General features: G+C 68.0%; 11 protein-coding genes. 6 read left to right on the forward strand and 5 right to left on the reverse strand.

The genetic code is table 11. The features are described 5' to 3' along the window. Positions 1-39 precede the first annotated feature (39 nt). The 4 genes from pstB to pstS all read right to left on the reverse strand — a co-directional run bounded on the left by pstB (position 40) and on the right by pstS (position 4,181). On the reverse strand, positions 40-819 hold the full coding sequence (pstB, locus tag GXK59_RS16425; RefSeq protein WP_024366059.1) for a phosphate ABC transporter ATP-binding protein PstB: 780 nt from the start codon (positions 817-819) through the stop codon (positions 40-42). A 55-nt stretch (positions 820-874) separates the two neighbouring features. After that, positions 875-1,984: a phosphate ABC transporter permease PstA gene (pstA, locus tag GXK59_RS16430; protein ID WP_160668383.1), complete on the reverse strand. Its 1,110-nt coding sequence runs from the start codon at positions 1,982-1,984 to the stop codon at positions 875-877. Further along, positions 1,985-2,917: a phosphate ABC transporter permease subunit PstC gene (gene pstC, locus GXK59_RS16435; protein ID WP_160668384.1), complete on the reverse strand. Its 933-nt coding sequence runs from the start codon at positions 2,915-2,917 to the stop codon at positions 1,985-1,987. 142 nt (positions 2,918-3,059) lie between these two features. Further along, positions 3,060-4,181 (reverse strand): phosphate ABC transporter substrate-binding protein PstS, encoded by a 1,122-nt coding sequence (gene pstS / locus GXK59_RS16440; RefSeq protein WP_160668386.1) that lies wholly within the window; start codon positions 4,179-4,181, stop codon positions 3,060-3,062. A gap of 253 nt (positions 4,182-4,434) precedes the next feature. Between pstS and GXK59_RS16445 the strand changes: the two genes are divergently transcribed. From GXK59_RS16445 to GXK59_RS16470, 6 genes are all read left to right on the forward strand, one after another. Beyond that, entirely contained in the window at positions 4,435-5,562 is a 1,128-nt protein-coding gene (locus GXK59_RS16445; protein ID WP_160668387.1) for an FUSC family protein, read from the forward strand. A gap of 76 nt (positions 5,563-5,638) precedes the next feature. After that, positions 5,639-7,012: a DNA repair protein RadA gene (radA, locus tag GXK59_RS16450; RefSeq protein WP_160668389.1), complete on the forward strand. Its 1,374-nt coding sequence runs from the start codon at positions 5,639-5,641 to the stop codon at positions 7,010-7,012. A 111-nt stretch (positions 7,013-7,123) separates the two neighbouring features. Continuing rightward, a complete protein-coding gene (locus GXK59_RS16455; RefSeq protein WP_160668391.1) occupies positions 7,124-7,432 on the forward strand; it encodes an SHOCT domain-containing protein in 309 nt (102 codons plus the stop codon). Next, a complete protein-coding gene (locus tag GXK59_RS16460) occupies positions 7,432-8,913 on the forward strand; it encodes a multicopper oxidase family protein (protein WP_160668393.1) in 1,482 nt (493 codons plus the stop codon). The genes GXK59_RS16455 and GXK59_RS16460 overlap by 1 nt, the downstream gene beginning before the upstream one ends. Before the next feature lie 85 nt (positions 8,914-8,998). Continuing rightward, the gene (locus GXK59_RS16465; RefSeq protein WP_160668395.1) at positions 8,999-11,134 is read left to right on the forward strand and encodes a copper-translocating P-type ATPase; all 2,136 of its coding nucleotides are present in this window, start codon (positions 8,999-9,001) and stop codon (positions 11,132-11,134) included. A 16-nt stretch (positions 11,135-11,150) separates the two neighbouring features. Next, a complete protein-coding gene (locus GXK59_RS16470) occupies positions 11,151-11,786 on the forward strand; it encodes a class I SAM-dependent methyltransferase (protein ID WP_160668396.1) in 636 nt (211 codons plus the stop codon). Positions 11,787-11,860: 74 nt separating this feature from the next. Here GXK59_RS16470 and GXK59_RS16475 read toward each other — a convergent pair whose 3' ends face one another. Further along, positions 11,861-13,063 carry a fatty acid desaturase family protein gene (locus tag GXK59_RS16475; protein WP_160668398.1) on the reverse strand — a complete coding sequence of 401 codons (1,203 nt, stop codon included), beginning with the start codon at positions 13,061-13,063 and terminating at the stop codon, positions 11,861-11,863. Positions 13,064-13,070: the final 7 nt, after the last annotated feature.

The raw sequence follows: 13,070 nt of genomic DNA on the forward strand, positions 1-13,070 counted from the left end.
CAAAACGGCACCTGCGGAGCAGTCGATGAACCGGGCGGGCTATCCGAAGCGGCCGGAAACGTAGTCCTCGGTGGCCTTCTCGGTCGGGTTGCTGAACATGGTGTGGGTGTCGCCGTATTCGATCAGCCGGCCCGGCTTGCCGGTGCCCGCGATGTTGAAGAACGCGGTCTTGTCCGAGACGCGGGCGGCCTGCTGCATGTTGTGGGTCACGATCACCACGGTGTACTGGTCCTTGAGCTCGTTGATGAGGTCCTCAATGGCCAGTGTGGAGATCGGGTCCAGCGCGGAGCAGGGCTCGTCCATCAGGATGACCTGCGGCTCCACGGCGATTGCGCGGGCGATGCAGAGCCGCTGCTGCTGGCCGCCGGAGAGACCCGAGCCGGGCTTGCCCAGCCGGTCCTTGACCTCGTTCCAGAGGTTGGCGCCCTGCAGGGAGCGTTCCACCAGGGCGTCGGCCTCGCCCTTGGAGATCCTCTGGTTGTTCAGCTTCACGCCGGCCAGCACGTTATCGCGGATGGACATCGTGGGGAACGGGTTGGGACGCTGGAAGACCATCCCGATCTGCGAGCGGACGGTGACCGGGTCCACGCCGGGGCCGTACAGGTTGTCGCCGTCGAGCAGTACCTCACCTTCGACGCGGGCGCCGGGGATCACCTCATGCATCCGGTTCAGGGTGCGCAGGAAGGTGGATTTGCCGCAGCCGGAGGGCCCGATGAACGCCGTGACGGACTTGGCTTCGATGTTGATGTTGACGTCTGCGACGGCCAGGAATTTGCTGTAGTAGACGTTCAGGTCTTTGACGTCGATGCGCTTAGACATGATTTTCCTTCACTTGCTGGAGGTACGGGCTGAAGAATGGTGTCGCCATGCCGGGCTAGCGGCCGGTCTTGGGGGCGAACATGCGGGCGACCAGGCGGGCGCCGAGGTTGAGCAGCATCACCAGGATGATGAGGACCAGGGCGGCGCCCCAGGCGCGCTGAGAGGAGGGATCCGGGTTGGACGGCGAGGTCGGGTTAAGGATCTGCGTGTAGATGAAGGTTGGCAGCGAGGCCATCCAGCCGCCGAACACGTTGTAATTGATCGAGGTGGCGAAGCCCGCGGTGACCAGGATGGGGGCGGTTTCGCCGATCACCCGGGCGATCGCGAGGGTGACGCCCGAGGCGATGCCGGAGATCGCCGTCGGGATGACCACTTTGAGGATGGTTCGCCACTTGCGCACGCCCAGGGCGTAGGCGGCCTCGCGGAGTTCGTTGGGGACGATCTTGAGCATCTCCTCGCTGGAGCGGACCACCACGGGGATCATCAGCACGGAGAGGGCGACGGCGGCGACGGCACCGGTTTTGGTGCCCGGTCCGACGATTGCGAAGAAGAAGGCGGCCGCGAACAGGCCGGCCACGATCGAGGGAATGCCGGTCATGACGTCCACGAAGAAAGTGATGGCGCGGGCAAGCGGGCGGTCATTGCCGTACTCCACCAGGTAGACGGAGGTCAGCAGGCCCACTGGTACCGAGATGACGGTCGCCATCACCGTGATCAGCAGTGTGCCGATCAGGGCGTGGAAGATGCCGCCGACCACGGGGGCGCCTTCCTCGACACTCTTGTTGTCGTAGGCCCCAGTGACGCCGTTCATCGAGGTGGAAAGGAAGCCGGGGTCCGTGAGGCCGGGCAGGCCGTTGACCAGGACCGTCCAGATCACCGAGAACAGGGGCAGCAGCGCGATCAGGAACGCGCCCACCACGAGGCAGCTGGCCAGTTTGTCCTTCGCGCGGCGCGAGCCTTCGACGGCGGCGCTCCAGCCGACGAGGCCGATGGCGAAGAAGACTGCGGAGACAATGCCCCAGCCGAGGGCGTTGAAGCCGATCAGGGCCAGGACGGCCGCGCCGAGAACCACGGCGATGCCGAGAACCAGGTAGGGGGCCCACTTCGGCAGCTGGCCCTTCGTGAGGGCCGAGCGCTTCTTGACGGGGGTCAGGGTGGAGGTCATTTAGTTGGCTCCCGAGAATTCTTTGTGCCGGCTGATGATCCAGCGCGCGATCATGTTCACGCCGAGGGTGATGACGAACAGGACCAGGCCGGCGGCAATGAGCGTGTTGACCTTCAGGCCGCTGGCCTCGGGGAAGTTCAGGGCGATTTCGGCGGCGATGGTCTGGTTGCCGGACTGGATAAGGCTCGCGGTCAGCACGCCGGAGGACAGCACCAGCGCGACAGCCATGGTTTCGCCGAGGGCGCGGCCCAGGCCCAGCATGACGGCGCTGATGATGCCCGGGCGGCCGAACGGCAACACAGCCATCCGGATCATTTCCCAGCGGGTGGCACCAAGCGCGAGCGCGGCCTCTTCGTGCAGCTTGGGGGTCTGCAGGAAGATTTCGCGGCTCAGCGACGTGATGATGGGCAGGACCATGACGGACAGCACGATTCCCGCGGTGAGGATGGTCTTGCCTGTGGCCGAGGCCGGTCCCTGGAAGATCGGCAGCCAGCCCAGGTTGTTGGCCAGCCAGTTGTAGGCCGGCGAGATTTCCTTGGCGAGGAACGCGGCACCCCAGGCGCCGTAGACCACGGAGGGGATGGCGGCCAGCAGGTCGATCACGTAGCCCAGGCCGGAGGCGAGCTTGCGCGGGGCGAAATGGGAGATGAACAGCGCCACGCCGATCGCGACCGGCGTTGCGATCACGAGGGCGATCACGGCTGCGATCAGGGTGCCGATGACGATCGGCCAGATGTAGGCGAAAAAGCCCTCGCCGCCCTGGATCTTGTCCGGGGAGGCCACAAGGGCAGGGAATGCCTGGATGACGAGGAAGATCGCCACTCCGAAGAGCACGGCCAGGATCAGGCACCCAGCGGCCAATGTGGCTGCGGAAAAGACCTTATCGCCGGCGCGGCCTGTGCCCCGGGACGTGGTCAGGGAGGTGGTGGTCACTTCACGATCCTTCAGATCTTTGTGTACTTCGGACAAACGCATTGGTTCCCTGTCCCGTTACGGCCGTCGGTGACAGCCGTAACGGGACAGGGAACCAGGATCAGGCTGGTGTTTCCACTATGCCTGTCAGCGCTAGGGAACCCTAGGACTTTACCTTGATGCTCTGAATGGACTTGAGGGCCTTGTCCTGCAGGGTCTTGGACAGCGGGGCGGACTTGGCGGCCTCAGCGGCTGCCTTCTGCCCGGCGTCGGAGACGACGTAGCTCTCGAATGCCTTCACCAGGTCCGCGGTCTTCTGGTCAGCGTAGGTGCTGCAGACGACGTGGAAGGAAACCAGGACCACCGGGTAAGCGCCCTCGATCGTGGTGGTGCGGTCCAGCTTGATCGACAGGTCGTTGGCGTTGCGGCCCTCAACCGGCTTGCCGGCGTCGACTGCCTTCGCAGCGGCGTCGGCGGAGATCTTCGTGAAGGACCCGCCCACCTTGATCTGCGCGACGCCCAGCTTGCCGCTCACGGCGGAGTCATCGGCGTACGTTACGGCGCCCGGGGTGTCGGTCACGGTCTTGACGACGCCGGAGGTGCCCTTGGCGTTCTCGCCCTTCAGTGCTGCGGGCCAGATGCCTGCAGCCTTGTCGGTCCAGACCTCGGGAGCGGCGGCGGCCAGGTAATCGGTGAAGTTCTGGGTGGTGCCGGAGTCGTCGGAGCGGTTCACCGGGGTGACCTTGAGGTCCGGAAGCTTCGCATCCGGGTTCATGGCGGCGATGGCCGGGTCGTTCCAGTTGGTGATCCCGCCGCGGAAGATCTTGGCGACGGTGGCGGCATCGAGCTTCAGTTCCTTGATGTCGGGCAAGTTGAAGGCCACGGCGATCGGGGAAATGTAGACCGGGATGTTGAGGGCGCTCTCGGGGCCGCAGGTGGTCTTGGAGCTCGCGTACTCGTCATCCTTGAGGTAGGCATCGGAGCCGGCGAACTGGGCGGAGCCGTCCAGGATGGCCTTGCGGCCTGCGCCGGAGCCGTCCGGGGAGTACTGGACATTGGCGCCCTGGTTTGCCGAGGCGAAATTGGTCTTCCACACGTCCATGGCAGCGCCCTGCGCGGAGGAACCGATGCCGGTCAGGGTGCCCGTAACTGCGGGGCCCGAGGCGGACGGCGCGGCGGACTGGGCCGTGTTGGTTGCGTTGTCCGAACCGCAGGCGGTCAGCGCGAGAGCGCCAGCTGCGATGACAGCGATAGCCGAGGTGCGGCCGAAGCGGAGTGCCTTCACTGAGATGTGCCCCTTCCAGGGATTTTCTGTGCGTGCCGGGCCGGAGAAGGCCGGGCAAAGATGCGTACGGTTTGTACCTCTATTGAAACTAGGTGCCCCAGATGAAGAGAATTGCCGTCCGAGATGAACGGATGGTTAACGACGCCGGGACATTGGCTTACATCCGCCGGGCCCCCATTGCGTCAGCCGCGTCACAGCCGTAGGGATCCGCGTCGACGAACTGCAGGATCCACGGCCCAATAGACTGGAGCGCATGGCCTCCGCTATTGGACTTTCCGCAAGCGCCCGATTCCTGCGCGGCCGGGTCCGCACCGGCCTGGTCCGGAGCCGGAACTCCCTCATGCCGGCCATCCAGATGACCGCCTGCGCAGTTGGCGCGTACGCGTTCGCCGAGTACGTGCTGGGCCACAGCGGCCCGCTCTTCGCCGCCACGTCCTCGCTCATCTCGCTGGGCTTTTCCCGCGACCCCCGGCTGCGCCGCGTGATCGAGGTCGGCCTGGGCTGCACCATCGGCATCGTGGTCGGGGACCTGCTGCTGCACTGGCTGGGCGCCGGGATGTGGCAGGCCGCCGTCGTGCTGCTGTTCTCGATCCTGCTCGCGAGGTTCCTGGACAGCGGGACGATCTTCACCACCCAGCTGGGCCTGCAGTCCCTGCTGGTGGTGCTTCTGCCGGCGCCGGCGGGAGGTCCTTTCACCCGCAGCATCGACGCCGTCGTGGGCGGGGTGTTCGCCCTGCTGGTGACGATCCTGATCCCGAAGGACCCGCGCCGGGAACCCCGCACCGACGTCAAGAAGCTCCTGCACGAACTCGCCGAGGTGCTGCGCGAATGTGCCTCCGCCCTGAGCTACAGCGACTCCACCCAGGCCTGGCATGCGCTGATCCGGGGGCGGAACTGCCAGCCGCTCGTCGACGCCATGCGGCAGTCGCTGCGGTCCTCCGGCGAGGTGGCGACCCTGGCGCCGGCCTACCGCAGGCACCGGGACGAGCTGGACCAGATGGAACAGTCGCTCGACTACATCGACCTTGCGCTGCGCAACAGCCGGGTCTTTGCCCGCCGCCTGACCAGCGCCATCAATCATGCGGCCTTGTCCGACGAGGCCACGCAGAACATCGCCGAGGTCCTGCGGGACACCGCCGACGCCGTCGACGAACTCTCCCTGGGCCTGGCGGAAGTGCACGACGGCGTCCGCCGCGCCCACCTGCGGACGGCCCGGACGGAGCTTCGGGAAATCGCCGGCCGCCTGCACCCGAGGCTGCTTGACGTGCAGCGGCTGGAGGGCGAAACGGTGGTCATGCTGTTCCGTCCGCTGATGGTGGACCTGCTCGAGGCGGCCGGGGTCGACTCCCGGGAAGCCCGGGATATCCTTCCCCCGCTGTAGTTGCCACTGCAGTTGCCGGGGCGCGTGCCGGGGGTGCGGGAGCGTGCATGTCGCAGGGCGCCGATAGGGTGGAGCAATGGCTACCAAGACTTCCCGGGCCACCAAGGCGCCGGGCTACAAATGCGCTGAATGCGGCTGGACCACGGCCAAGTGGGTGGGCCGCTGCGGCGAGTGCCAGGCCTGGGGCAGCGTGGAGGAAACCGGCGGCGCCGTAGCGCGGACGACGGCGGCCACCACCGTGCTGGAGCCGGCCCGGCGGATCTCCGAGGTGGACGCCACCACCGCAGCCTTCCTGCCCACCGGTGTGGACGAACTGGACCGCGTGCTCGGCGGCGGGCTGGTCCCGGGCGCCGTGATCCTGCTGGCGGGCGAACCGGGCGTCGGCAAGTCAACCCTGCTGCTGGACGTCGCGGCCAAGTTTGCCCGCACCGCGCAGGACGTCCTTTACATCACGGGCGAGGAATCGGCCGCACAGGTCAAGCTCCGCGCGGACCGGATCGACGCCGTCGCCGAATCCCTGTACCTCTCCGCCGAAACGGACCTCGGCCAGGCCCTGGGGCAGGTGGAGAAGCTGGAGCCGCGCCTGCTGATCGTGGACTCCGTCCAGACGATGAGCAGCGCCGACGTCGAAGGCAGCGCCGGCGGCGTCTCGCAGGTCCGGGAGGTTGCCGCCTCCCTGATCGCCGCCGCCAAGCGCCGCAACATGACCACCCTGCTGGTCGGCCATGTGACCAAAGACGGCTCCATCGCCGGGCCCCGGCTGCTCGAGCACCTCGTGGATGTCGTGTGCCAGTTCGAAGGCGAGCGCCACTCCCGGCTGCGGCTGCTCCGGGCGGTCAAGAACCGGTACGGCCCCACCGACGACGTCGGCTGCTTCGACCTGAACGAGGACGGGATTGTGGGCCTGGCCGATCCGAGCGGGCTGTTCGTTTCGCGGACTAAGGAGCCGGTCTCCGGCACCTGCATCACGGTGACCCTGGAAGGGCGGCGCCCGCTTCTGGCCGAGGTGCAGTCCCTGCTGGCCGAAAGCTCCAGCGCCCAGCCGCGCCGGGCCACGAGCGGGCTGGACAGTTCCCGGGTGGCCATGCTGCTGGCGGTGCTCCAGCAGCGCGCCGGCTGCCTGCTCAGCAAAGACGATTCCTACGTGGCAACCGTGGGCGGCGTAAAGCTCAGCGAGCCCGCCACGGACCTCGCCGTCGCGCTGGCCGTGGCCTCCGCGAAGGCCAGGAAACCCCTGCCGGAGCGGCTCATCGCCTTCGGCGAAGTGGGTCTGGCCGGCGAGGTGCGCCCCGTGCCCGGCATCAACCAGCGGATCCAGGAAGCCCACCGGCTGGGCTTCACCCACGCCGTGGTCCCGGCAAGCCCAAACGGCGCGGGACCGATTCCTGCGGGTTTCTCGGTGCGCGAAGTGGGACACCTGACCGAAGCCCTGAGCCTGCTGATCAGCTGAGGCTTTCCTGCAGCCGGATCCCGGACGCGACTAAGGACCCTATACTCCGCCCGGTATCGGGCGGAGTATAGGTACAGGGACAGGCACGGCTGCGGGCGAAGGGAACTGGCCATGATGGGGTACTACGGCAACGGTATCGGCTGGATGTGGCTCTGGGGTGTGCTCTTGCTGGTCGGGATCGCCGCCCTGGTGCTGCTCGCCGTCCGGCTCTTCACCGGCGGACCCGGCCACGGCGGTGCCAACCAGCCCGGCCGCTACGGCACCCCGCCCTATGGCCCGCCGGGGACTCCCCCGGGCGGCCCTGGCTTCCCCGCCGGGAAGAGCCAGGCCCGGCTGATCCTGGACGAACGCTTCGCGAGGGGCGAGCTCACCGCGGAACAGTACCGCGAGAACTTGAAAGTGCTCGGCGAGGAACGCTAGTGCGGCCCGTCAGCCGCCGCGACGCCCTGCTCCTGGGCGGCCTGGGCACCGCGGCCACCGTGGCAGGCGGAGCCGGACTGTGGTGGTCCCTGGTTTCCACCCAGCAGCCGGGCAGCGGGGCCGGGGGCGCGCAAGGGACCGGGCTGCGCAGTCCCCCCGAGCTTCGCAGCGCCGGCGGCAGGCTGCAGCTCACCCTGGAGGCCGCCCGCGGACAGGTGGAGCTCGGCGGCCGGCCGGCCCGGCCCCTTTGCTACAACGGCGCTGTCCCGGGTCCCACCCTCCGCCTGCGCCCCGGCGACGAGCTCAGCATCAGGCTTGTGAACAGCATCGACCAACCAACGAACCTGCACGTCCATGGCCTGCACGTGTCCCCGCAGGCCAACGGTGACAATGTGTTTGTCACGGTCCAGCCCGGAGCGGGTTTCGACTACAGCTACCGGCTGCCGCCGGATCACCCGCCGGGCGTCTACTGGTACCACCCCCATCACCACGGCATGGTTGCGGGGCAGATTTTTGCAGGGCTTTTCGGGGCGATCATCGTCGAGGATCCCGAACCCATCCCGGTGAGCGCGGACCGTGTGCTGCTTGTCTCGGACACCACCCTGGACAGTGCCGGCAACATAGCCGCGGTGTCGCAGATGGAGCGCATGGCGGGCCGGGAAGGTGAACTGCTCCTGCTCAACGGGCAGAGCAGGCCACTGCTCACGGCCCGCCCGGGCGAACGGGAGCGGTGGCGGATCATCAACGCCTGCGCCGCCCGCTTCCTTCGACTCCGGCTGGACGGCCAGCGGCTGGAGCTGATCGGCATGGATTCGGGCCGGTCCCCCGCTCCCGAAGCCGTGGACGAACTCCTGCTGGCGCCGGGCAACCGGGCGGACCTGCTGGTGACGGCAGTCGACGGCGAATCCACTTTGCAGGCCCTCCCCTATGACCGCGGCGGCATGCCGGGAATGATGGGGCAGGCGCCGTCCCCCGTCCGCGGGGCAGCCGCACTGGCGACCTTTCGGGTCGGCGGCGAATCCGCGGCCGTGCCCGGTGCCGTCGCGGTGCGGCCGGCCCCGGCGGACCTCCGGACCGCCGCCGTGGCGGCACGCCGGCAACTGGTTCTGGCGATGGGGGCGGGATCGGGAGGCATGGGCGGAGGTATGGGCGGCATGATGCAGTTCAGCATCAATGGCCGTGAATTCAGCGGGTCCCGCACGGACACGGTCGTGGCAGCCGGAACCGTGGAGGAATGGACGCTGGTCAACACGAGCCCGATGGACCACCCCTTCCACCTGCATGTGTGGCCGATGCAGCTCATCGAGGACAACGGCCTGGCGGTCGATTCCGTCATCATGCGGGACGTGGTGAACGTGCGGGCGAATGGACAGGCCACAGTCAGGGTCGCGTTCCGCGACTTCGGCGGCCGCGCGGTCTACCACTGCCACATCCTGGACCACGAGGACCTGGGAATGATGGGCGTGATCGAGGTCCGCTGACCGGGGAAACTCTTGTGGATTATACCCCCTAGGGGTATGGTGAAGCTCAACCCGCACATCGATGGATCTCCCAGGAGCGCACATCATGGAACACCGGCACGGCAACCACGCAGTCGGCGGCCAGCAGCTGAACCACCAGCACGGCGACCCGGCCGGCCAGCAACCCGGCACGATCGGGATGCATGGCACCGGCCCTGCGCCGCAGCAGGACGACGAGCACCTGGTGCACAGCCACGGCCAGCACGCCGGTCACAGCGTGGCGATGTTCAAGAACAGGTTCTGGCTGACTCTTGTCCTGGCGGTCCCGGTGGTCTTCTTCAGCCCCATGTTCGGGCAACTCCTCGGCTACGAACCTCCTGCGTTCCCCGGCTCCGGCTGGATTCCTCCCGTCCTGGGAACCGTCATTTTCTTCTATGGCGGCCAGCCGTTCCTCAAAGGCGGCCTGAACGAGCTGAAAACCGGCAAGCCGGGGATGATGCTGCTGATCGCCATGGCCATCACCGTCGCGTTCATCGCCTCATGGGTGACCACTCTGGGGATCGGCGGGTTCGACCTCGACTTCTGGTGGGAACTGGCCCTCCTGGTTGACATCATGCTGCTGGGGCACTGGATTGAAATGCGCGCCCTCGGCTCCGCCCGGGGCGCGCTGGATGCCCTCGCGGCGCTGCTCCCGGACGAGGCCGAACGCATTACCGGGTCCGGAACCGAGATTGTCGGTGTCTCCGAGCTCAGGAGCGGCGACACCATTCTGGTCCGTTCCGGCGCGCGGATGCCGGCGGACGGAACTGTGACCGAGGGGCAGGCAGAATTCGACGAATCCATGATCACGGGTGAGTCCAAGACGGTCCTCCGCTCCCCGGGCGACCCGGTGGTCGCCGGCACGATCGCCACGGACAACAGCCTCCGCGTTCAGGTCACTGCCATCGGCGAGGACACCGCCCTCGCCGGGATCCAGCGGCTCGTGGCCGAGGCGCAGGCATCCTCCTCACGGGCCCAGGCACTCGCGGACCGTGCCGCCGCGTTCCTGTTCTATTTCGCGGCCGGGGCCGGCGTCGTCACCTTCATCGCCTGGACACTGCTGGGCAGCGTGCCCGACGCCGTGGAACGCACCGTGACGGTGCTGGTCATCGCCTGCCCGCATGCGCTGGGCCTTGCCATCCCGCTGGTCATCGCGATCTCCACGGAGCGGGCCGCCCGGGCCGGCGTGCTGATCAAGAACCGGATGGCGCTCGAACGGATGAGGACGGTCGACGTCGTGCTGTTCGACAAGACAGGGACCCTGACCAAGGGCGAGCCGGAACTGAAGGACGTGGCCGCCGTCGAAGGGACGGACCCTGATGGGCTGCTCGCCCTGGCCGCCGCAGCGGAATCGGACAGCGAGCACCCCCTGGCCCGCGCGATCGTCGCCGCGGCCCGCGGGCGCGGACTAGCTGTCCCGCTGGCGGGCGGTTTCACTTCACTGACCGGCCGGGGCGTCCGCGCCACGATCGGCGGCAGGACGGTCCGGGTGGGCGGCCCCGCGATGCTCAGGGAACTGCAGGCAGAGGAACCCCCGGAACTGGCGGCCGCGACAGCTGCCTGGCGGGACCGGGGTGCGGCAGTGCTTCATGTGGTGGACGGCGACGCCGTGCTGGGCGCCGTGAGCCTTGAGGACGCCGTGCGGCCGGAATCCCGCCAGGCCGTCGCGGCGCTGCAGCACCGCGGGATCAAGGTTGCCATGATCACCGGCGACGCCCGGCAGGTGGCCCGGGCCGTGGCCACCGAGCTGAACATTGACGAGGTCTTCGCCGAGGTTCTGCCGGCGGACAAGGACAAGAAGGTGGCCGAGCTCCAGTCCCGCGGCCTCAAGGTGGCCATGGTGGGGGACGGCGTCAACGACTCCCCCGCCCTGGCCCGGGCCGAGGTGGGCATCGCGATCGGCGGGGGCACCGACGTCGCGGTGGAGTCCGCTGGCGTGGTCCTGGCCGGGAACGACCCCCGGGCGGTGCTGTCCATGGTGGACCTGTCCCGTGCGAGCTACCGGAAGATGTGGCAGAACCTCGTGTGGGCCACGGGTTACAACATCATTGCGGTGCCACTGGCCGCCGGCGTCCTGGCGTTCGCAGGGATCGTCCTTTCCCCCGCCGCCGGGGCCGTGCTGATGTCCGCCTCCACGATCGTGGTGGCCCTCAACGCGCAGCTGCTGCGGGGCCTGAAGCTCAACCCCGCGGACGTCGGCTGACCTGAAAGTGACCCCCATGCCGGAGACCCCACCACGCAACCCCTCATTCGGGAGATCCTTCGCCCGGGTCGGTCCGCGGATGGACGCCCGCGGGGCCGCGGACCACCGCCGGCGCCTCCTGGCAGCGGCGCACGGCGCCGTCGTCGAAATCGGGGCAGGCTACGGGGCCACTTTCCCGTTCTACCCTTCCGCGGTGACCGGGGTACTGGCCCTCGAACCGGACGCCACGCTCCGGGAGCTGGCGCTGGCCGCTGCCAGGACTGCACCGGTGCCGGTCACCGTACAGGACGGCGTGGCGGAATCGCTGCCGGCGGCGGACGCGTCGATCGACGTCGTCGTCTCCAGCCTGGTGCTGTGCAGCGTGTCGGACCAGTCCGCTGCCGTCGCGGAGACGGTGAGGGTACTGCGGCCGGGCGGCCTGCTGCTGTTCTATGAACACGTCCGCTCGGCGCACCGCATGCTTGCGGCCGCCGAAGACCTGGTCACACCGCTGTGGAGCCGGATGGCAGGCGGATGCCACCCCAACCGGGACACCGTCGGCGTGATCGCCGGGGCGGGCCTCACGGTGCAGGGCCTCGAGCGCTTCGGCTTTTCGGTCCTCCCCGGCAACCCGCGGCTGGCCCACGTCCTGGGGGTGGCCAGCAAACCCTGACGGCCGCCCGGCGCGCAGAAGGGCGCCTGCCGCACTGGCAGGCGCCCCTTCGTTGCTCGCGGAAGCGGGTGGTTCTAGGCCTTTTTGGGCGGCAGTGCCAGCTTGAAGACCTTGGCCCAGGTGGAGCCGACCTGCTTCCAGATCGGGCCGGTGGTGTACGGCAGGCCGTAACGCTGGCAGATTTCCTGCACCTTCGGGGCCACCTCGGCGTAGCGGTTGGACGGAATGTCCGGGAAGAGGTGGTGCTCGATCTGGTGGGAGAGGTTGCCGGTCATCAGGTGCATGAACTTGGACCCGGAGATGTTGGCGGAGCCAATCATCTGCCGGACGTACCAGTCACCGCGGGTCTCGCCTTCCACCATTTCCTCGGTGAAGGTGTCCGCACCCTCGGGGAAGTGGCCGCAGAAGATCACCGCGTGCGCCCAGACATTGCGGACCGCGTTGGCGGTCAGGGTGCCGTACAGCGCCTGCTTGCCGGATCCGGTCAGCATGGCAACGGCCGGCGTGGCGGCGTAGTCCTTGGTGAACTGCGTGAGGGCCTTGCGGCCGAGGGCCTTGAGGTCCTTGGTGAGGGCCTCCTTGGACTTCTTGCCCTGCTTGTAGTCCTCCAGCTCGAGGTCGTAGATCGCGATGCCCCATTCGAAGACCGGGGCCAGCAGCGCGTTGTAGAGCGGGTTGCCCAGGTTGAAAGGCTTCCATTCCTGGTCCGCGTCCATCCGCAGCAGGTTGTACCCGACGTCGTTGTCCTTGCCGATAACGTTGGTCCAGCGGTGGTGCAGGTCATTGTGGGTGTGCTGCCAGGCGCGCGCCGGGGTCACGAAGTCCCACTCCCAGGTGGTGGAGTGGATGTCGGGGTCGCGCATCCAGTCCCACTGGCCGTGCAGGATGTTGTGCCCGAGCTCCATGTTTTCCAGGATCTTGGCGAAGCTGAGCATGGTGGTCCCGGCAACCCAGGCCGCCTTGTGCTTGCTGACCAGCAGCGTTGCACGGCCGGAAATCTCCAGTCCGCGCTGGATCTTGATCATCCGGCGGATGTAGGCGGCGTCGGACGCGCCGCGCTTGGCGAGGATGTCGTCCTTGATGGCGTCGAGTTCACGTCCCAGCTCGGCGACCTGCTCGTCGGAGAGGTGCGCGGCAGCCGGCGGCCGAACGGTCGGGCTGCCGGACTCGGCGAGGGCGCCGGGCCGCGTCTTCACGGCGCGGGGCGCTTTGGCAGAGTCGTCAGCGCCCTGGGGGGCTTCCTCGGAAAGGCTTTGCTTGTCGGAAACAATCGTCATGCGGTGG

The organism is Pseudarthrobacter sp. ATCC 49987 (assembly GCF_009928425.1).
In the GTDB taxonomy this organism is placed as follows: Bacteria; Actinomycetota; Actinomycetes; order Actinomycetales; family Micrococcaceae; genus Arthrobacter.